Origin of the sequence: Clavibacter michiganensis subsp. insidiosus, assembly GCF_002240565.1 — a bacterium.
Classification (GTDB): domain Bacteria; phylum Actinomycetota; class Actinomycetes; order Actinomycetales; family Microbacteriaceae; genus Clavibacter; species Clavibacter insidiosus.
On sequence record NZ_MZMO01000001.1, the window covers coordinates 2,187,799 to 2,206,988 of the forward strand.

The following is a 19,190-nucleotide window of genomic DNA, read 5'->3' on the forward strand; positions in this document are numbered from 1 at the left end:
GCGAGGGTCCCCACGCGCATCATGGGAGTCTAACGCCGGGTGCCCGCCGCTATTCCTCAGGCGATGGGCGCGCCCGCGGACCCGTCGTCGAGCGGCTCCGCGTCCGCGAGGGCCTCGATGACCACGACGGTCACGTTGTCGCGGCCGCCGGAGGCCAGCGCCTGCGCGACGAGGGCGTCCGCCGCCCGGTCGACGCCGCCGCCGTCCGCGCGCGCCAGCTGGAGGACGCCGGAGATCGCCTGGTCGTCGAGCTCCTTGGTGAGCCCGTCGGAGCAGATGAGGAACACCTGGTGGTCGACGACCGGCAGCAGCCACTCGTCGGCGGCGACCTCGTCGTGGGATCCGACGGCCCGCGTGATGAGGTTCCGCACCGGGCTCCGCTCGGCCTCCGCGCGCGTCATGCGGCCCTGGTCGACGAGTTCCTGCACCGCCGAGTGGTCGATCGTGACCTGCTCGAGGCGGCCGTCCGTCCAGGCGTAGACGCGCGAGTCGCCGACGTTGAAGACCATCCAGAGCGGGTCGCCGCCGTCCGAGCGCACGAGCGCGACGCCCGCGAGCGTGGTGCCGGCCACCGTGCCGGGCGGATCGTCGCCCGTGATGAGGTCGCCGATCGCGTCGTTGGACGCGTCGACCGCCTCCACGATGAGGTCGCGCGTCACGGGGGCGTCGCCGGACAGGCCGCCGAAGGTCTCCACGAGCGTGGCGCTCGCGCGGTCGCCGAACGCGTGACCGCCCATCCCGTCGGCGACGAGCCAGACGGGAGGATCGGCGAGGAGGCCGTCCTCGTTCACGGCGCGCACGCTGCCGACGTCAGTGCGCGCGGCCCAGCTGACGTGGATGCGCCGCCCGCCGAGCGCGATGGTGCGCGCCTCGGTCATCGCGCGTCCCGGTCGTCGTCGCCGCGCTCCGCGGATGCGGGCTCGGCCGCGGGCCCGGTGACCGGGATCCCGTCGGCCCGCATCTTGAGGAGGCTGGCGACGGTGGCGACCACCATCGAGGCGAGGATCACGACGAGGCTCACGATGGTCGGGATCTCGGGCGCCCACTCGATGCCCTCGCCGCCGTTGACGAACGGCAGCGTGTTCTCGTGCATGGCGTGCAGCACGAGCTTCACGCCGATGAAGAAGAGGATGAACGCGATCCCGTACTTGAGGTACACCAGCCGGTCGAGCAGCCCGCCGAGCAGGAAGTAGAGCTGGCGGAGCCCCATGAGGGCGAAGATGTTCGCGGTGAAGACGATGAACGGCGACTCGGTGATGCCGAAGATCGCGGGGATCGAGTCGAGCGCGAAGATCAGGTCGGTGGTGCCGATCGAGACGAACACGATGACCATGGGCGTGAGCACCTTGCGGCCGTCGATGACGGTGCGGACCTTGGAGCCGTCGAAGTCCGGCGCGATCTTGAGACGCCGGCGGAGGAATCGGATGAAGAGCGAGTCCTCGCTCTCCTCGTCCTCGTCGCCCACCGCCTGCTTGATCGCCGTGTAGAGCAGGAACGCGCCGAAGATGTAGAAGATCCAGCTGTAGCTCTCGATGAGCTCGGCGCCCAGCAGGATGAAGATCCCGCGGAGCACCAGAGCGATGATGATGCCCACCAGGAGCACCTCCTGCTGGTACTTCCGGGGCACGCTGAACCGGCTCATGATGATGACGAACACGAACAGGTTGTCGATGCTGAGGCTGTACTCCGTCAGCCACCCCGCGAGGAACTGGCCCGCATGCTCGCCGCCCGCGACGAACAGCATGATGACCGCGAACACCAGCGCGAGCCCCACGTAGAAGGCGACCCAGAGGGCCGACTCCTTCGTCGAGGGGACGTGCGGGCGCCGGTAGACGATGAGCAGGTCGGCGACGAGGACGAGGACGAGCACCGTCAGCGAGACGATCTCGAACGGGAGGGGGAGGACCAGGGGCACGCGGAGGCTTTCTGCAGCACGGGAGCGGCACGGACATGCCTCGACGAAACTACATGGCGGCCGACGGGTTGTTCACAATTCCCCCATCAGGGGCATCCGGCCTACAGCCCGCGGTTACGGTGGTCGCTTATGACACGAGAGGGACGCCCCATGTCCGTACTGGCGAACGAGCTCGATGCACCCGGCCACGGCGGGCAGGACACCGGACCCCGGCGTCGCGGCCCCCGCACCTCCGGCGACGCCCGGGCCAGCATCATCGAGGCGGCCCGCATGCTCTTCATCGAGTCCGGCGCCGACCGCGTGAGCGCCCGCCGCATCGCCGCCGCGGCCGGGGTCGACCCGAGCCTCGTCCGCTACTACTTCGGCTCGCTCGAGGCCCTGCTCGAGGAGGCGCTGCGCCCCTCGGAGGACCTCATCGCCCCGTACCTCGGGCTGCGGGACCTGCCCATCGAGGAGCGCGGCGCGGCCCTCGTCTCCGCGGCGCTGCACACGTGGGAGCACCCCGTCGGATCCACCATCATGCGCTGGGTCACCGTCTCGTCCGACCACGACAGCGCGGCCTACCGCCGGTTCGCCGAGGCGGCGCCGCAGCACTGGATGAGCGCCCTCCCCGAGGGCATCCCGCAGGACGAGGCCGACATCCGCAACTCGCTTGTGGGCGCGGCGCTCGGCGGCATCGCCATCACCCGCTACATCTGGCGGAGCGCGCCCATCGCCAGCATGTCCCGCGAGACGGTCATCGCCCTGCACGGGCCCGTGGTGCAGGGGTTCCTCACCGGTCCGCTGCCCGACGTGCCGGTCGACGCGCCCCTGCCCGCGGCCTGACGCCGGCGGGCACCCCGGCCCCGGGGCGATCCGCGATCAGCCGCGGTCGGTCAGGTCGTCGCGGACCGCGAGCGGCTTCCGCATGAGCTTGTGGGGGGCCGCCTGCGCCACGGGCTTGAGGGTCAGCAGGTCGACGTTGACGTGCGGCGGCAGCTCCACCGCGTGCACGATCGCCTCGGCCACGTCCTCCGCCGTCAGCGGTCCGGGGACGCCGTCGTACACCGCGTCGGCCTTCGCCCGGTCGCCGCCGAAGCGCACGAGCGAGAACTCGTCCGTGCGCACCTGGCCGGGCGCGATCTCGATCACGCGGATGGGCTCCCCCGCGAGCTCCAGGCGCAGCACGCCGAGCATCGCGTGCACGGCGGCCTTCGCCGCGTTGTAGCCGCCGCCGCCCTCGTAGGGCACCTGCGCGGCGATCGAGCTGACCGTCACGACGTCGGCGCTGCCGCCCGCGGGCACGCCGGCGCGGAGGAGCGGCAGGAGCGCGCTCGTCACACGCTGCACGGCGAGCACGTTGATCTCGTACATCCAGGCCCAGTCCTCCGCTGAACCGCCCTCGACGGAGTCGGTGCCGACGGCTCCCCCGGCGTTGTTGACGAGCGCGTGCACGTCGCCCGTCTCGCGGAGGTGGTCGCGGAGCGCGTCGACGTCGGCCTGCACGGTGAGGTCGGCGACCGCGTACGTGGCGCCGGTCTCCTCGGCGAGCGTGCGCAGGCGGTCTTCGCGGCGGGCGACGCCGACGACGTCCCACCCGCGGCTCCGGAACAGGCGGACGGTGGCGGCGCCGATCCCCGAGCTCGCACCCGTGACGACGACCCTCTTGGCTGTGGACATGACCCCAGCGTAGGGATCCCGGGGCCCCGCGGGTTACGCCCCGCGACGGGCCCGCGTTGACCGGCCGCGGGGCGCTTCCTACTGTCGTGATGCGCCCGCACGGGCGGCACCGACGCACGAGGGAAGGCACGACGATGAGCGACCACGACGAGGACCGGGCAGCGGGCTGGCGCTTCGAGACGCAGCAGATCCACGCGGGAGCGGCACCGGATCCGGTCACCCATGCTCGCGCCACGCCCATCTACCAGACCACGTCCTACGTGTTCGACGACGCCCAGCACGCGCAGGACCTCTTCGCGCTCGCGCAGCCGGGCAACATCTACGGCCGCATGATGAACCCGACCCAGGCCGTGGTCGAGGAGCGCATCGCCGCCCTGGAGGGCGGCTCGGCCGCGCTCCTCGTCGCCTCGGGGCAGTCGGCGTCGACGTTCGCGGTCCTCAACATCGCGCAGGCGGGCGACCACATCGTCTCGAGCTCCTCGATCTACGGCGGCACCTACAACCTCTTCAAGTACACGCTCGCCAAGCTCGGCATCGACACGACCTTCGTGGAGGACCAGGACGACGCCGCGGCCTGGGCCCGGGCCGTGCGCCCGAACACCAAGCTGTTCTTCGCGGAGACGATCGGGAACCCGCGCATCAACATCCTCGACATCCGCGCCGTCGCCGACAAGGCGCACCTGGCGGGCGTGCCGCTCGTCGTGGACAACACGATCGCGACGCCGTACCTCATCCGGCCCTTCGAGCACGGCGCGGACGTCGTGGTGCACTCGGCGACGAAGTTCCTCGGCGGCCACGGCACGGTCATCGGCGGCCTCGTCGTGGACGGGGGCCGGTTCCCGTGGTCCGAGCACGCCGAGCGATTCCCCGGCCTCACGACCCCCGACCCCTCGTACCACGGCGTCACGTACACGGAGGCGGTCGGCGACGGCCTCGCGTACATCACCAAGGCGCGCGTGCAGCTGCTGCGCGACCTGGGCGCGTCGATCGCCCCGGCGAGCGCCTGGCAGCTCATCCAGGGCATCGAGACGCTGAGCCTCCGGATCGAGCGGCACGTGCAGAACGCGCAGGCGGTCGCGGAGTGGCTCGACGCGCACGACGACATCGCGGACGTCTACTACGCGGGCCTGCCGACGAGCCCCTCGTACGCGGCGGCGAACCGGTACGCGCCGCGCGGCGTGGGCGCCGTCCTCTCCTTCGAGCTGAAGGGCGGGGTGGACGCCGGGCGGGCGCTCGTCGACTCGCTGCAGCTGTTCAGCCACCTGGCGAACATCGGCGACGTGCGGAGCCTCGTCATCCACCCCGCGTCGACGACGCACTCGCAGCTCACGCCGGAGCAGCAGCTGACCGCGGGCGTCACGCCGGGACTCGTCCGGCTCTCGGTCGGGCTCGAGAGCATCGACGACATCATCGAGGACCTCGCGGTCGGGCTCCGCGCCGCGCGGGCGGTCCAGGACGACGCCCGCGTCACGACGCTCCCGGGCGCCCGGCTGAGCGGGGCGTAACACTCGGGCGCGCGTCCGCCGCGGGTGCTTCACTGATCGCGATGGACTGGCAGACACCCGAGGACACCGTCCCGTCGACCCTCGTGACGGACGCGCAGATCCGCTCCCTGATCGGCCGGCCGCCCGCGTCGGGCGCGTGGCGCGAGGGCGACCCCGTCGCCGACCGCCTGTTCGCGCAGGTGGGCGGCATCGAGCTGGAGGCGGGCGGGCGGATCCCCTCCGTCCGCGTCGCGTACGAGACCTTCGGCGAGCGCGCCCCGGACGGCGGCAACGCGGTGCTGGTGCTGCACGCGCTGACGGGCGACAGCCACCTCCGCGGCCCCGCGGGCCCGGGCCAGCCGACGGGCGGCTGGTGGTCGGGAATCGTCGGCCCGGGCCTCGCGATCGACACCGACCGCTGGTACGTCGTCGCCCCCAACATGCTGGGCGGCTGCCAGGGCACGACCGGCCCCGCCTCCGTCGCGCCCGACGGCGCCGAGTGGGGCGCGCGGTTCCCGTACATCACCATCCGCGACCAGGTCCGGGTGCAGGCCGCCCTCGCGGACGCGCTCGGCATCGACGTGTGGGCCGCGGTCATCGGCGGGTCCATGGGCGGGATGCAGGCGCTCGAGTGGGGCGTGGGGCATCCCGACCGGATGCGCCGGCTCGCGATCCTCGCGGCCCCCGCCATCGCGAGCGCGGACCAGATCGCGCTCAACTCCGTGCAGACCGAGGCGATCCGGATGGATCCCGCCTACCGCGACGGCGACTACCTCGACGCGGCCGACGGCGACGGCCCGCACCGCGGCCTCGCGCTCGCGCGCCGCATGGCCCTGCTCAACTACCGGAGCCCGGACGAGCTGAACCAGCGCTTCTCCCGCTCCTGGCAGAGCGGCATCAGCCCGATGGGCGACGAGGGCCGCTACGCCGTGGAGTCGTACCTCGACTTCCACGGCAACAAGTTCACCCGGCGCTTCGACGCGACCAGCTACATCCGCCTCATCGACGCCATGAGCTCGCACGACGTGGGCCGCGACCGCGGCGGCGTCGAGGCCGCGCTCGCGCGGGTGCGGGCGGCGACCCTCGTGGTCGGCATCGACAGCGACCGTCTGTTCCCCGTCCCGGACCAGCGGCTCATCGCGCGGCACGTGCCCGGTTCCGTGGACGGCGGCGAGGTCGTGGTGATCTCCTCCGACTACGGCCACGACGGGTTCCTCATCGAGAACGAGGCCGTGGGCCGCGAGCTCGCCCGCCTGCTCGACGCCGCCGTGTAGGAGCGCCCCAGTCCGGGGGTGAGTTCCGCGTGCGGCATCGCCCGCGACAACATGCGTTCCTATGCTTCCCCTGGGAGCACGCCGCCGCCGCCCCCGGGCACCGGCGTACGAGGGGAGCACCGATGAGCCGACGTCCGCTGCATGCGACGGGCCACGGCCAACGGGTCCGCGTGGCCCTGGTCGACGACCACGTCCTCCTGCTGGACGGCCTGAGCGCCCGGCTCTCCCGTCCCCGCACGGGCGTCGAGGTGGTCGCCACCTCCCCCACCTGGAGCGGGCTCGTGCGCGACGACCGCTTCCCGGGCGCGTTCGACGTCGTCGTCCTCGACCTCGCGCTCCGCGACGAGGTCCCGGTCGCGCAGAAGATCCGCACGCTCACGGGCGCCGGCCTCACGTCTGTGCTGCTGAGCACGCACGCCGACCCCTCGACCATCCACGGCGCCATGCGCGCGGGCGCGTCCGCGGTGGTGCCCAAGGCCGAGTCGTCGGAGGAGCTGATCGCGAGCATCCACGCCGCCGCCGACGGGACGCCGCGGCAGTCCGCGCTCGTGCAGCAGGCGATGCAGGACTTCCACGCCGAGGAGGACCCGCGGCTCGGCCAGCAGGAGCAGCGCGCGCTCGTGCTCTACGCGGGCGGGCGGTCGATCCGCGACGTGGCGGAGGCGATGAGCACGACCGAGGAGACGGTCAAGTCGTACATCAAACGGGGACGCCGCAAGTACCTGCACGCGGGGACGGACCTGGGCACGAAGCTCCTGCTGCGGCGCCACGCGATCCGGCATGGCTGGATCGCGCCGGAGTAGGACGGGGAGCGGCCGGATCCGGCCCTCCCGGGCGGCGGACGATCGTAGTACATGTGGACAATCGTCCCGCGCGGTGACGTCGGCGTGCCAAGCGCGTGACGGACGCGCCTAGGATCGGAGGCACACCGAGCGCACGCCACCGGCGTCGGCGCACTCCGAGCGGGGACCCGATGGATCGCATGAAGCGCGAACGCGAGCGCCTGCTGCAGCGGACAGCACGCGTCTACGGCCTCAGCTTCACCGTGGTCGCCGCCGCGTGCATCCTGCTGCCGGGCGAGATCCCCGTGCCCGCCGCGGCGGGAAGCGTCGCGCTCCTGGCCGTGCTCGCCGTCGCCCAGTGGCGGATCGGGACCGACGCGCGCGTCAGGTGGATGGTCGTGGTGCTCGTCGCCGGCATCGCGGCCATGGTCGTCGCGCAGCTCGGCGGGCGCTCCGCGTCGTCGCTCACCGCGCTCACCCACATCTCGGTGGGCGCCGTCGGGTCGCTCGCCCTCCTGGAGACCGTCCGACCGCGGAGGCTCCGCGTCGTGGCGACCGCCTTCGTGCTCACTAGTGTCGTCGCCGTCGGCGCCTCCTGGTCCACCGCCGCCTTCCCCTACGTCGTGCTCGTGCACGTGTTCGGCTGGATGCTCGCCGGGATCCTCGGCTACTGGCTGAGCGTCGCCGTGCACCGGGTCGGCCGCCGCATCACCGACATCGGACGCGCCCACCGCGCCGAGCGCATGGCGAGCGAGCTCGAGGCCCAGCGACGCCAGGGCGCGCGGCTCCTGCACGACACCGTGCTGGCCACCCTCACCCTCCTCGCGCACTCCGGCGTCGGCGTCACGCCGCAGGCCATGCGCCAGCAGGCGGCCGACGACGCGCGCCTCCTCCGGCAGCTCCGCCTGGGCGCGAACCCCACCCCCCAGGCGTCGGGCGGCTACACGCTGGAGCCCGTGGAGCAGTCGGTGCTCGGCAACACGCTGGAGTCGGTCAAGCAGCGCTTCGGGCGGATGGGCCTCGAGGTGAGCTGGCACGGCACCGGTCAGGTCCTGCTGCCGAGCGACATCCTCGACGCCTTCCTCCTCTCGCTCGCGGAGTGCCTGGAGAACGTGCGACGGCACGCGGGCGTCACCGAGGCGCACGTCACCATCACCGACGACGACACCACCGTCCGCGCCATGGTCACCGACGCCGGCGTCGGCTTCGACCTCGCGCACGTGGACCAGGCGAAGCTCGGCTTCAAGGAGTCGGTCGTCGCGCGCCTCACCGACGTGGGCGGCAACGCCCGGCTGTTCTCCTCCCCCGGGTCCGGGACGACGGTCGTCCTCGAGGTGCCGAAGTGAGCGTCCGCGCGGACGGCGCGCCCCCGCGCACGAGCCATCGGATCCGCCTGCCCGCGGGCGCGCCGGCGCAGGCGACGTCCATCGGCCTCGGGTACATGGGTGCGGGATCCGCGGTCGTCTGCGCCATCGCCATGGGGTACGGCCTCGTCCGCTTCGCGCTCGACTACCGGATCATGCCGTCGCCCGGGCTCACGGCGACCGCGTGGATCCTCCTGGTCGCCCTCCTCGCCGCCGTCGTGGTCGCGATCCGCGCCCTCCGCGACCGGATGCCCGGCCCGCTCATGGCGGTCTTCGTCGGCGGGCTGGGCATCGTCGTCGCGCTCGACCTGGTGGCGGTCTGGCCCCTCGGCGACGTGATGCAGCACGCCACGGCGGGCATCGCCGCCGGAGGTGCGCTCCTCACGACCGTCACCTACCGACCGGCCCGCGAGGTGCTGGCGGTCGACGTCGCCCTCGGCGTGGTGCTCTTCGCCGTGTTCCTGTTCTCGGATCCCGTGCGACCCGCCGACCTCGCGCCCGAGATCTCCGCCATCGCCCGCGCCGTCGTGCCCGCGGCGTTCGGGGTGACGGTCGTCCGCGGCTTCCGCCGCCTGACCGAGATGGAGCTCGACCGCGTGCTCGTGCAGAGCACCGTCTCCGCGCCGCGCTACGCCGTCGGCATGATGGCGTCCGAGGAGCTGGCGCGCCTCGACCTCACAGCCGAGCAGCTCCTCGACGACGTGGCGAACGCGCGCGAGCCGCTCCCGCTGTCGCCCCTCGCCGCCTCGACGGCCGCCTCGCTCGCCACCGAGCTGCGGTTGCACCTCATCGAGGGCCGTCGCGAGACCTGGCTGCACCACGCCATCACGGAGTCGGAGTTCCTCGGACCGGACGTGACCCTGAGCGACCCGAGCGCCCTCGCGGGACTCCTCGACCGCCGCCAGCGCGACGGGCTGCTGTCGGCGGTCTGGCTGCTGCTCACGTCCACCGAGCGGCGCAACGGCGTGCCCGAGGTCTCGGTGCAGCTCGCGCTCGGACCGCTCCGCGGACGGCCGCCCGGCGCGCAGCCCGTGCCGCTCCGCCGCGCCCATCGTCGTCACGACGACCGGGCTCCCGCGCACGCGGCTGGATCCCTCGACGTGGGATGCTATCGACAAGGTCGGCACGCACACCGAGAGCACCCGCGGTCCGAGCCTCCTCATCACCATCGACTGCGTAGTGGACAACCCCGCCGACCGGTGAGGGCCCCGCACAAGGACCGGAGAGCACGTGTCAGCTGAGAACCGACCGATCACCCTCGCCATCGTGGACGACCACAGGATGCTGCTCGGGGCCCTGACCGAGTGGATCCGCAACGCCGCGTCCGACATCGAGATGGTCGCCGCCGTGTCCACCTGGCCCGATCTGCTGACGCATCCGCGGTTCCCCGTCGACGTCGTGCTCCTCGACCTCGACCTCAAGGACAACCTGCCGATCTCGCTGAAGATCGCCACGCTCAAGACCACCGGCGTCAAGACCGTGCTCATGAGCACGTACTCGGAGCCGAACGTCGTGCGCGAGGCGCTCGCCTCCGGCGCCCTCGGCTACCTCGTGAAGAGCGAGGACGCGAGCATGATCGTCGACGCGATCCGCCTCGCGGCCGACGGCCAGTCGTACATCTCCGCCGAGCTGGACCTCGCCATCAACAGCACCGACGTCGGCGGCGTGCCGAAGCTCAGCGCGCAGGAGCGCCGGGTCATGGCGCTCTACGGCGGCGGCGAGCCCGTCAAATCGGTGGCGTACAGCCTCGGCATCTCCGAGGAGACGGCGAAGTCGTACCTCAAGCGGATCCGCGAGAAGTATCGCGTCGCGGGCTTCGACGTCGGCACGAAGGTGGCGCTGCGGAAGCGCGCGATCCAGGACGGCATCCTGCTCCAGGGCGAGTAGCCCGGGCGGGCCGGCGGACCCGCCCGCCGCTCAGCCGCCGAGCGCGATCGGCTGGGTGGTGGGCCGTCCGCCGTCCGCCGCCCGGCGGGATGCGCGTCGGTGCCGGTCGAGGCCGAAGCTCGCCAGCGCGATGAGGAGGCCCGCCACGCTGAGCCCGACGCCCACGAGCGCGGGCGACGTGTAGCCGAGCCCCGCCGAGACCGTCACGCCGCCGAGCGCCGCGCCGACCGCGTTGCCCGTGTTGAGCGCGGAGTGGTTGAGCGCGGCGGCGATGGACTGCGAGTCGTGCGCCACGTCCATCAGCCGGATCTGGATCCCGGGCGACAGCGCCGCCGCCGACCCGCCGATGAGGAACAGGAAGGCGAACAGGCCCACCGGGTTCGACGCGGTGAGCACGAGGCCCACGAGCGACGCGATCAGCAGCCCGAAGAGCGAGAGCAGCGCCGCCTTCACGTCGCGGTCCGCCCACCAGCCGCCCGCGAGGTTGCCGACCGTCATGCCGAGTCCCACGACCACGAGCGCGAGCGGCACCGACCACTCGGGCAGCCCCGTCACCTCCGTGACCATGGGCGACACGAACGTGTAGACGGCGAAGAAGCCGCCGAAGCCGATCGCGCCGATGAGGAGCGCGAGCCAGACCTGCAGCCGCGTGAACGCGCGGAGCTCGCGTCGGAGCGTGGCCTCGGGGTTGCCGTCCTGCGCCGGTACGGCGAGGAACACGGCCAGGAAGGTGGCGGCGAAGATCGCGGCGACCACGAGGTAGGCGACGCGCCAGCCGGCGTTCTGCCCGATCCACGTGACGATGGGCACGCCGATGACGTTGGCGATGGTGAGCCCCGCGAGCACGAAGGCGACTCCCCGGGCCCTCTTGCCCTCCCCCATCAGCTGCGCCGCGACCAGTGACGCGATGCCGAAGTAGGCGCCGTGCGGCAGGCCCGCGACGAAGCGGGCCACGACGACGAGGCCGAAGCTCGGGAGGATCGCGCTGAGCACCGTCCCGAGCGTGAAGGCGAGGAGCAGCCAGAGCAGGAGCTTCCGCCGGGGCGCCCGGGCCGAGGCCGCGGCGATGGTCGGCGCGCCCACCACGACGCCGAGGGCGTAGGCGCTGATGAGCGTGCCCGCCTGCGCGTTGGCGGCCTCGGTCGAGCGCGCGGCCACGTCGGGCAGCAGATCCGCCGCGAGCTGCGGCAGCAGCCCCATGGCGACGAACTCGGTGGTGCCGATGGCGAACCCGCCCATCGCGAGGGCGAGCAGGGCGATGCGGACGCGGGCCGGCGACAGGGTCGCCCGCCCGGAGGAGGGGGGATTCACCCGACGAGCCTACCGGCGGTCGGGATCTCGTCCGGCGTCGTCCTCCGGTGTCAGGCGTCGGTGCCGCGCGCCTCGAGCGCCCGCTCCAGGCGGTCGAGCTTGCCCGTCAGCTCGCCCTCGTAGCCGGGGCGGATGTCCGCCTTGAGCACGAGCGAGACGCGCGTGCCGAAGGGCGCGACGGCCTCGGTCGCCCGGCGGACGACGTCGAAGACCTCGTCCCAGTCACCCTCGATGGTGGTGAACATGGCGTCGGTGCGATTCGGCAGGCCCGATGCGCGGACCACGGCGACCGCGGCGGCCACGGCGTCGTGCACGGAGGCGTCGGGCGCGTCGCCCCCGCTGGGTGCGACGGAGAAGGCGACGAGCATGGGGACCCCCGGGTGTCGACGGCGGCGGTGGTCCGGGCGGGTGCCCGGCCGGCGTCCGGCTGTGGGATCACAGTACCGACGGCGACGCAGCCTGTGGACGGAGGCCGACGCCGGGGCCGGCCTCCCGCGAGACTCCCCGAGTACTTGAAAGTTCACAGAACGGGTGGGGCGCAGCGCCCGCCCGCATCGCACGGAGGAGCAGCGCCATGGACAAGAAGACGAAGATCACCATCGGGGTCGCGGGCGGCGTGGTCGTCCTCGTCGGCGCCTTCGCGGCGTTCGGCGGCCCCATCTACAAGCAGCTGGCGGGCACGCCCGACGCCGCCCCCACCCTGGCGTCGACGCCGGCGGCCGGTGGCGCGCTCGGCGACCTCTCCGGGGACTGGGCGGTCGGCGGGTCCTCCTACGCCGGCTACCGCGTCGACGAAATGCTCAACGGCACGCCCGTCACCGTCAACGGACGGACGGACGCCGTCACGGGCGACATCACGGTCGCCGGATCCCAGGTCACGAAGGGCACGATGACGGTGGACGTGACCAAGATCCACACCGACCAGCCGCCGCGCGACGCGTACTTCCAGAACGAGGCCATGAAGACGGGCGACTTCCCGACCGCGACCTTCACGCTCACCCAGCCGATCGCCGCCGACGGCGTCGAGGCGGGCGTCCCGGCGACGTACGACGTGACCGGCGACCTGACCCTGCACGGCGTGACGAAGAGCGTGACCGCGCAGATGCAGGCGAGCTTCACGTCCGACGGCGGGCAGATCGTCGGCTCCATCCCGATCACGTTCCAGGACTTCGGCGTGCAGGCGCCGAGCCTCGGCTTCGTGACGGTCGAGGACCACGGCTCCGTCGAGTTCTCGCTCGACGTGGCGAAGGCCTAGCCGCCGGATCCCGACAGCGTCTCCCGCACGGCCCTCGGCATCGCCTCGGCGACGTCGAGGGCCGTGATCGGTCCGCCGCCGGATGCGAGGTCGCCCGCGCGGCCGTGCAGCCACGCGGCGGCCGCGGCGACCTCGGCGAGGGCCGCGAGGGGATCCGGCGCCTCGGCGATGCGCGTCGACCCGCCCGCGACCAGCGCGCCGAGCGCGCCGCCCAGGACGTCGCCCGAGCCCGCCGTCGCGAGCCACGGGGTCCCGGCGCGCACCGCGATGCGCGCGGACCCGCCGACCACGAAGGTGGTCGCGCCCTTGAGCAGCACGCACAGGCCGAGCTCCCGCGACGCCCGCTCGGCCCAGCCCGGCGCGTCCTCCGCGATCTCCTCCGCCGATGCCCGGATCCCGGTGCCGTCGAGCAGCCGCGACAGCTCGCGGAAGTGGGGCGTGACCACCACCGGGCCCGTCGCCCGGCCGACGAGGTCGAGCGCGCCCGCGTCGATGACCGCGGGCAGGCCCTGCTCGAGAGCGGCGACGATCGCGTCGGTCGCGGCGGCGTCGCGGTGCGCCTGGTCCATGCCGGATCCGACGAGCCACGCCTGCACGCGGCCGTCCGCCGTGACGACCTCGGGGCGGCGGCCGAGCACGGAGGCGGACGCGCCCGCGGGGCCGAGGTAGCGGATCATGCCGACGCCCGTGCGCGCGGCCGCCTCGACGCCGAGGACCGCGGCGCCCGGGTAGCGGTCGGAGCCGGTCCGCACGCCGAGCACGCCGCGCGTGTACTTGTCGTCGTCGTCCCGCGGGAGGCGGATCGCCCGGCGGGTGCGCTCGGCGTCCTGCCGGATCCAGCCGTCGGGTGCGTGGTCGTCGTGCGCGTCGCTCATGCCCTCACGATAGGCGCGCGGGAATGCCGCGGCCGTGCGGGGCCTTGGGTCCATGAGGCCGACGACGCCCTCCGCCCGTCCCCGCGCGCCGCGCCTCCCCGGAGCCCCGGCCGCCTGCCTGGAAGGATCCCCATGACCACGTCCCCGCTCTTCGAGCCGATCACCGTCCGCGGCGTCACCGCCCGCAACCGCATCTGGGTCGCTCCGATGTGCCAGTACAGCATCGACGCGCGCGACGGCGTCCCGGGCGCCTGGCACCTCGCGCACCTCGGCTCGTTCGCGCGCGGCGGCGCGGGGCTCGTGATGGCGGAGGCCACGGGCGTGAGCCCCGAGGCGCGCATCACGCCCGAGGACACCGGCATCTGGGACGACGCGCAGCGCGACGCGTGGGCGCCGATCGTCGACTTCATCCACTCGATGGGCGCGGTCGCCGCGATCCAGCTCGCGCACGCGGGTCGCAAGGCCTCCACCTACTCGTTCTCCGGCCGCGGCACGATGCCCGCTGAGGAGGGCGGCTGGGAGACCGTCGCCCCGTCCGCCGAGCCGTTCCCCGGCTACGGCACGCCCGTCGCGCTCGACGCCCACGGGATCCGCAAGGTCGTCGACGACTTCGCCGCCGCCGCCCGCCGCTCGGTCGACGCCGGCTTCGACGTGCTGGAGCTCCACGCCGCGCACGGCTACCTCCTGCACCAGTTCCTCTCCCCCCTCAGCAACCACCGCGACGATGAGTTCGGCGGCAGCCTCGAGAACCGGGCGCGCCTCCTGCTCCAGGTGATCGACGCCGTGCGCGCCGAGGTCCCCGACGTGCCGCTGCTGGTCCGCTTCTCCGCCACCGACTGGGCGGGCGACGCCGGCTGGGACGAGCAGCAGACCGCGACCGTCGCCGGGTGGGCCGCCGAGCACGGCGCCGACTTCTTCGACATCTCCACGGGCGGGAACACTACGGGCGTCACGATCCCCGTCGCGCCCGGCTACCAGGTGCCCTTCGCCGAGTACGTGAAGGAGCACGCGAAGGTGGCGCTCAACGCCGTGGGCCTCATCACCGAGCCCGCGCAGGCCGAGGCCGTCGTCGCCGAGGGCCGCGCGGACGCCGTGATGCTCGGCCGCGAGATGCTCCGCGACCCGCACTTCGCGCTGCGGGCCGCGCACGAGCTGGGCGTCGAGATCGACTACTGGCCCAAGCAGTACGACCGCGCGCGCTGGGCGGCCTGATCCTCCGAGCCCGACGACGACGGCCCGGCATCCCCCTGGGGTGCCGGGCCGTCGTCGTGGACGGGGTCAGACCCGTCGGGTGGCGTCCTGCACCTCGCCGACGAGCTCCTCGATGATGTCCTCGAGGAACAGCACGCCCGTCGTCTCGCCGGCCTCCGTGAAGGCGCGGGCGAGGTGGGCGCCGGAGCGGCGCATCATCGCGAGGGCGTCCTCCAGCTCGGTGCCCTCGAAGACCGACACCAGCTGGCGGATCCGCTTGGCCGGCACCGGACGCACGAACTCGTCCGCCTCGTCGAGGTCGATGACGTCCTTGAGGTGCAGGTAGCCGGTCGGCTCCCCCGCCTCGTCGACGATCACGTACCGCGAGAAGCCGTGCCGCGCGACGGCGCGCTCGACCTCGGACGGCGACGCGGTCTCGGGGAGGCTGACCAGGGTGCCCAGCGGGATCGCGATGTCCTGCACCTTCTTGCCCGTGAACTCGAACGCCGCGGTGAGCGCGCCCGTCCGGTCCTCCAGGAGACCCTCGCGCGTCGACTGGTCGACGATGCCCTGCACCTCGTCGAGCGTGAACGCGCTCGCGGCCTCGTCCTTCGGCTCGACCTTGGCCAGGCGGAGCACGGCGTTGGAGATCGCGTTGAGGGCCACGATGAGGGGCTTCACGACGCGGGCGATCCCGACGAGCGGCGGCGCGAGCAGCAGCGCCGCCCGGTCCGGCACGGAGAACGAGATGTTCTTCGGCACCATCTCGCCGAGCACCACGTGCAGGAACGACACGATGAGCAGCGCGATGACGAACGCGATCGTGGAGATCGCCTCCTCCGGCAGCCCGGTGGCGCCCAGCGGGATCTCCAGCAGGTGGTGGATCGCGGGCTCGGACACGTTGAGGATCAGCAGCGAGCACACGGTGATGCCGAGCTGCGTGGTCGCGAGCATGAGCGTCGCGTGCTCCATCGCGAAGAGCGTGATGCGGGCGGCGCGGCTCCCCTCCTCCGCGCGCGGCTCGATCTGCGACCGCTTCGCGGAGATGACCGCGAACTCGGCGCCGACGAAGAAGGCGTTGACGGCGAGCAGCACGACGAGCGCGATGATCCCCCCGGCGTACTCACCCACGGGACGGCTCCTTCCTGCTGGCGGCGCGTTCCGCGTCCGCCTGTCGTCCGGCCTCGCGGTCGGCCTGCCGCTCGGCCTGGCGGTCCGCCTGGCGCTCGGCGCGCGTGGTGCCCACCGCGGTGGCGACGGGCTCCGGGACGGGCGTGAAGCGGATCCGGTCGATGCGCCGGCCGTCGAGCCGCTCGACCCGCAGCGTGCCGGTCTCGAGCTCCAGCTCGTCACCCACGACGGGCAGGCGGCCGAGCTCGCTCATGACGAAGCCCGCCGCGGTCTCGTACGGTCCCTCGTCGGGGATGCGCAGACCCGTGCGCTCGAGGAGCTCGTCGGGCCGGAGCATGCCGGGGAAGGTGAGCGAGTCACGCGAGCGGACGACGCCGGCGCGCGTGCGGTCGTGCTCGTCGGCGAGCTCGCCGACCAGCTCCTCGACCAGGTCCTCGAGCGTCGCGACCCCGGCGGTGCCGCCATACTCGTCGACGACGACCGCCATCTGGAACCCGCGGCCGCGCAGCTCGCCGAGGAGGTCGTCGAGCTTCATGGTCTCGGGCACGCGGATCGCCTCGGACTGCAGCGCGGTGACGGGCACGAGCGCCCGCTTCTCGCGCGGCACGGCCACGGCCTGCTTCACGTGCACGAGGCCGATGACGTCGTCGACGCCGTCGTCCGTGACGGGGAAGCGCGAGTAGCCGGTGGTCATGGCCAGCTCGATCACGGTCTGCGCGCTGTCGGTGCGCTCGACCGACTTCACGCGGAGGCGCGGCGTCATGACGTCGGACGCCGTGAGGTCGGCGAAGCGCAGCGTGCGGCTGAGGAGCATCGCCGTGTCGTCCTCGAGGAGCCCGGCGAGCGCGGAGCGGCGGACGAGCGAGGACAGCTCCTCCGCGCTCCGGGCGCCGGACAGCTCCTCCTTGGGCTCGATGCCGACCAGCCGGAGGATCCCGTTCGCGCTGTTGTTGAGCAGCAGCACGGCGGGCTTGAACACGGTGGTGAACAGGGTCTGGAACGGGATGACGAGCTTGGCCGTCTCGCGCGGCAGGGCCAGCGCGAAGTTCTTCGGCACGAGCTCGCCGACGATCATCGACAGCAGGGTCGCGACGACGAGCGCCACGACGGTGGACACCGGGGAGACGAGCCCCTCGGCCATCCCCGCGGACGTGAGCGGCCCGGCGAGCAACAGGCTGAGCGCCGGCTCCATCGTGTACCCGGTGAGGAGCGTCGTCAGCGTGATGCCGAGCTGGGCGCTGGAGAGGTGGGTCGAGGTGATGCGGAGCGCCCGGATGGGCGGGCCGAGCCGCTTCTCGCCGCGCTCCTGGCGCTTCTCGAGGTCGGAGCGGTCGAGGTTGACGAGCGCGAACTCGCTGGCCACGAAGAGGCCGGTGCCGAGGGTCAGGAGGAGACCCGCGGCGAGGAGGAGCCGTTCATGCACGGGGGCTGCTCCCGGGCGCCGGGCGCGCGGCCAGCCTCAGTCGGAGGGGCGCGCGCGGCGGGGGTCTATGAGCAGGAGGGGGGTCGTCCATCGTCCGTCGAGCATACCGGGGCTCACCAGCCGACCGGCAGGGGCTTGCCCTCCTCGTAGCCCGCGGCGGACTGGATCCCGACGGCGGCCCGCTCGGCGAACTCGGCCCGCGTGCGCGCCCCGGCGTACGTGAACGCGCTGCGGACGCCGGACGTGATCGTGTCGAGCAGGTCCTCCAAGCCGGGGCGGAGCGGGTCTATTCGGATGCGGCTGGTCGAGATCCCCTCCGCGAACAGCGTGCGCCTGGCGAGCTCGAACGCCTCACGCCGGCCGAACCGCTCCTGCACGGCGCGCGTCGACGCCATGCCCCAGCTCTCCTTGGCGAGCCCGCCGTCGTCCTCGACGAGCAGGCGGCCGGGCGACTCGACGGTGCCGGCGAACCAGGAGCCGATCATCACGCTCGCGGCGCCGGCGGCGAGGGCGAGCGCGACATCCCGCGGGTACCGCACTCCCCCGTCCGCCCAGACGAGGGCACCGGCGGCCCGGGCGGCGGCGGCCGTGTCGAGCACGGCGGAGAACTGCGGCCGGCCGACCGCGGTCATCATGCGCGTGGTGCACATCGCGCCGGGTCCGACGCCGACCTTGACGATGTCGGCGCCCGCCGCGACGAGGTCGCGCGCGCCCTCGGCGGTCACGACGTTGCCGGCGACGAGCGGCACGCGCGGGTCGAGGGCGCGGACGTCGCGGATCGCCCGGAGCATCGCCTCCTGGTGCCCGTGCGCGGTGTCGAGGACGAGCACGTCCACACCCGCGGCCACCAGAGCGCGGGCGCGGCCGACGGGGTCGCCGTTGACGCCGACCGCGGCTCCCACCGCGAGGCGTCCGTGGCCGTCGAGCGCGGGCGCGTAGACGGTCGACCGCAGCGCGCTGCGGCGGCTGAGCGTGCCGACCAGGCGGCCGTGGGCCAGCACGGGCGCGAAGTCGATCCCGGCGGCGTGCATCAGCTCGAACGCCGCGCGGCCGGTGGGCACGTCGTCCGCGTCGAGGGAGGCGAGCGCGCCGTGCGGGAGGTCGCCGAGCCGGGTACCGTCGGGGACGCCGGCGAGCTGCGTGCCCTCGAGGCAGCCGACCATCTCCCCGTCCGCGTCGCGCAGCACGATGCCGTGGCCGGCGATGGGCGGCAGCAGCTCGCGGGCCTGGCCGGCGGTCGCGTCCGGCGGCAGCTCGAGCGGCGAGTCGTAGGCGACCGGCTGGTCCTTGACCCGGCGGATCGCGGCGTCCAGCTCCTGCGGGCGCAGGTCCTGCGGCAGGATCCCGATGCCGCCGCGCCGGGCGAGCACCGCGGCGAGCCGCGGGCCGGTGACCGACCCCATGTTGCTCGCGACGACCGGGATGGTGCACGGCGTGCCGTCGCCCGGCGCGAGGTCGACGTCCATCCGGCTCGCGACGTCGGATCGGCCCGGGCTCAGGAACACGTCCGAGTAGGTCAGGTCGTGAGCGGGAGCCTCTCCGGTGAACCTCATGCCCCGACGGTAGCCCCGCCGTCCGCGCCGCACCAGGCCGTCGACCGTGCGCGGCTTCCGACGCGCCGCTCCCGACGGCCCGACCG

18 protein-coding genes are annotated in these 19,190 nt (G+C 73.3%); 9 read left to right on the forward strand and 9 right to left on the reverse strand.

The annotated features are described in order from the left end of the window. Positions 1-56 precede the first annotated feature (56 nt). Together B5P21_RS10600 and B5P21_RS10605 are read right to left on the reverse strand one after the other, a co-directional pair. On the reverse strand, positions 57-878 hold the full coding sequence (locus B5P21_RS10600) for a PP2C family protein-serine/threonine phosphatase (protein ID WP_045527466.1): 822 nt from the start codon (positions 876-878) through the stop codon (positions 57-59). Continuing rightward, a complete protein-coding gene (locus B5P21_RS10605; RefSeq protein ID WP_080939295.1) occupies positions 875-1,915 on the reverse strand; it encodes a TerC family protein in 1,041 nt (346 codons plus the stop codon). Before B5P21_RS10605 ends, B5P21_RS10600 begins: the two co-directional genes overlap by 4 nt. Positions 1,916-2,065: 150 nt before the next feature. Here B5P21_RS10605 and B5P21_RS10610 point away from each other — a divergent pair, with 150 nt between their 5' ends. Then, entirely contained in the window at positions 2,066-2,740 is a 675-nt protein-coding gene (locus tag B5P21_RS10610) for a TetR/AcrR family transcriptional regulator (protein ID WP_094171123.1), read from the forward strand. Positions 2,741-2,776: 36 nt separating this feature from the next. Here B5P21_RS10610 and B5P21_RS10615 read toward each other — a convergent pair whose 3' ends face one another. Next, entirely contained in the window at positions 2,777-3,574 is a 798-nt protein-coding gene (locus tag B5P21_RS10615) for an SDR family NAD(P)-dependent oxidoreductase (RefSeq protein ID WP_045527462.1), read from the reverse strand. A 134-nt stretch (positions 3,575-3,708) separates the two neighbouring features. Between B5P21_RS10615 and B5P21_RS10620 the strand changes: the two genes are divergently transcribed. From B5P21_RS10620 to B5P21_RS10645, 6 genes are all read left to right on the forward strand, one after another. Then, complete coding sequence (locus B5P21_RS10620; protein ID WP_045527461.1) at positions 3,709-5,079, forward strand: bifunctional o-acetylhomoserine/o-acetylserine sulfhydrylase; 1,371 nt, start codon at positions 3,709-3,711, stop codon at positions 5,077-5,079. Between the two features lie 41 nt (positions 5,080-5,120). After that, entirely contained in the window at positions 5,121-6,332 is a 1,212-nt protein-coding gene (metX, locus tag B5P21_RS10625; RefSeq protein ID WP_094171124.1) for a homoserine O-acetyltransferase MetX, read from the forward strand. Between the two features lie 122 nt (positions 6,333-6,454). Beyond that, positions 6,455-7,135 (forward strand): response regulator transcription factor, encoded by a 681-nt coding sequence (locus B5P21_RS10630; protein WP_045527459.1) that lies wholly within the window; start codon positions 6,455-6,457, stop codon positions 7,133-7,135. Between the two features lie 170 nt (positions 7,136-7,305). After that, positions 7,306-8,460, forward strand: coding sequence for a sensor histidine kinase (locus B5P21_RS10635; protein ID WP_045527457.1), 1,155 nt, complete (start codon positions 7,306-7,308; stop codon positions 8,458-8,460). Further along, positions 8,457-9,719 carry a hypothetical protein gene (locus B5P21_RS10640; RefSeq protein WP_246865275.1) on the forward strand — a complete coding sequence of 421 codons (1,263 nt, stop codon included), beginning with the start codon at positions 8,457-8,459 and terminating at the stop codon, positions 9,717-9,719. Before B5P21_RS10635 ends, B5P21_RS10640 begins: the two co-directional genes overlap by 4 nt. Then, complete coding sequence (locus B5P21_RS10645) at positions 9,709-10,365, forward strand: response regulator transcription factor (RefSeq protein ID WP_012038017.1); 657 nt, start codon at positions 9,709-9,711, stop codon at positions 10,363-10,365. Before B5P21_RS10640 ends, B5P21_RS10645 begins: the two co-directional genes overlap by 11 nt. A gap of 30 nt (positions 10,366-10,395) precedes the next feature. Here the strand turns inward: B5P21_RS10645 and B5P21_RS10650 are convergent, their stop codons facing one another. Together B5P21_RS10650 and B5P21_RS10655 are read right to left on the reverse strand one after the other, a co-directional pair. Next, positions 10,396-11,676 (reverse strand): MFS transporter, encoded by a 1,281-nt coding sequence (locus B5P21_RS10650; protein ID WP_094171125.1) that lies wholly within the window; start codon positions 11,674-11,676, stop codon positions 10,396-10,398. Between the two features lie 50 nt (positions 11,677-11,726). Beyond that, entirely contained in the window at positions 11,727-12,044 is a 318-nt protein-coding gene (locus B5P21_RS10655) for a thiamine-binding protein (RefSeq protein WP_045527451.1), read from the reverse strand. Between the two features lie 206 nt (positions 12,045-12,250). Between B5P21_RS10655 and B5P21_RS10660 the strand changes: the two genes are divergently transcribed. Further along, positions 12,251-12,931: a YceI family protein gene (locus B5P21_RS10660; RefSeq protein WP_094171126.1), complete on the forward strand. Its 681-nt coding sequence runs from the start codon at positions 12,251-12,253 to the stop codon at positions 12,929-12,931. Here the strand turns inward: B5P21_RS10660 and B5P21_RS10665 are convergent. Continuing rightward, the gene (locus tag B5P21_RS10665; protein ID WP_373455967.1) at positions 12,928-13,806 is read right to left on the reverse strand and encodes an ADP-dependent NAD(P)H-hydrate dehydratase; all 879 of its coding nucleotides are present in this window, start codon (positions 13,804-13,806) and stop codon (positions 12,928-12,930) included. The genes B5P21_RS10660 and B5P21_RS10665 overlap by 4 nt on opposite strands. A gap of 132 nt (positions 13,807-13,938) precedes the next feature. Between B5P21_RS10665 and B5P21_RS10670 the strand changes: the two genes are divergently transcribed. Then, positions 13,939-15,018 (forward strand): NADH:flavin oxidoreductase/NADH oxidase, encoded by a 1,080-nt coding sequence (locus tag B5P21_RS10670; RefSeq protein ID WP_045527449.1) that lies wholly within the window; start codon positions 13,939-13,941, stop codon positions 15,016-15,018. Between the two features lie 66 nt (positions 15,019-15,084). Here B5P21_RS10670 and B5P21_RS10675 read toward each other — a convergent pair whose 3' ends face one another. The 3 genes from B5P21_RS10675 to guaB1 all read right to left on the reverse strand — a co-directional run bounded on the left by B5P21_RS10675 (position 15,085) and on the right by guaB1 (position 19,104). Then, positions 15,085-16,128 (reverse strand): hemolysin family protein, encoded by a 1,044-nt coding sequence (locus B5P21_RS10675; RefSeq protein WP_045527448.1) that lies wholly within the window; start codon positions 16,126-16,128, stop codon positions 15,085-15,087. After that, positions 16,121-17,551 carry a hemolysin family protein gene (locus B5P21_RS10680; protein WP_094171127.1) on the reverse strand — a complete coding sequence of 477 codons (1,431 nt, stop codon included), beginning with the start codon at positions 17,549-17,551 and terminating at the stop codon, positions 16,121-16,123. The genes B5P21_RS10675 and B5P21_RS10680 overlap by 8 nt, the downstream gene beginning before the upstream one ends. A gap of 113 nt (positions 17,552-17,664) precedes the next feature. Next, a complete protein-coding gene (gene guaB1, locus B5P21_RS10685; RefSeq protein WP_045527445.1) occupies positions 17,665-19,104 on the reverse strand; it encodes a GMP reductase in 1,440 nt (479 codons plus the stop codon). Between the last annotated feature and the right edge of the window lie 86 nt (positions 19,105-19,190).

Excerpts from the sequence above, each read along its gene's own strand:
- B5P21_RS10660 (WP_094171126.1), top strand. The coding sequence starts at position 12,251 with ATGGACAAGAAGACGAAGATCACCATCGGGGTCGCGGGCGGCGTGGTC.
- guaB1 (WP_045527445.1), bottom strand. The coding sequence starts at position 19,104 with ATGAGGTTCACCGGAGAGGCTCCCGCTCACGACCTGACCTACTCGGAC.
- B5P21_RS10610 (WP_094171123.1), top strand. The coding sequence starts at position 2,066 with ATGTCCGTACTGGCGAACGAGCTCGATGCACCCGGCCACGGCGGGCAG.
- B5P21_RS10630 (WP_045527459.1), top strand. The coding sequence starts at position 6,455 with ATGAGCCGACGTCCGCTGCATGCGACGGGCCACGGCCAACGGGTCCGC.
- B5P21_RS10635 (WP_045527457.1), top strand. The coding sequence starts at position 7,306 with ATGGATCGCATGAAGCGCGAACGCGAGCGCCTGCTGCAGCGGACAGCA.
- B5P21_RS10615 (WP_045527462.1), bottom strand. The coding sequence starts at position 3,574 with ATGTCCACAGCCAAGAGGGTCGTCGTCACGGGTGCGAGCTCGGGGATC.
- B5P21_RS10670 (WP_045527449.1), top strand. The coding sequence starts at position 13,939 with ATGACCACGTCCCCGCTCTTCGAGCCGATCACCGTCCGCGGCGTCACC.
- B5P21_RS10655 (WP_045527451.1), bottom strand. The coding sequence starts at position 12,044 with ATGCTCGTCGCCTTCTCCGTCGCACCCAGCGGGGGCGACGCGCCCGAC.
- B5P21_RS10620 (WP_045527461.1), top strand. The coding sequence starts at position 3,709 with ATGAGCGACCACGACGAGGACCGGGCAGCGGGCTGGCGCTTCGAGACG.
- B5P21_RS10600 (WP_045527466.1), bottom strand. The coding sequence starts at position 878 with ATGACCGAGGCGCGCACCATCGCGCTCGGCGGGCGGCGCATCCACGTC.
- metX (WP_094171124.1), top strand. The coding sequence starts at position 5,121 with ATGGACTGGCAGACACCCGAGGACACCGTCCCGTCGACCCTCGTGACG.
- B5P21_RS10665 (WP_373455967.1), bottom strand. The coding sequence starts at position 13,806 with ATGAGCGACGCGCACGACGACCACGCACCCGACGGCTGGATCCGGCAG.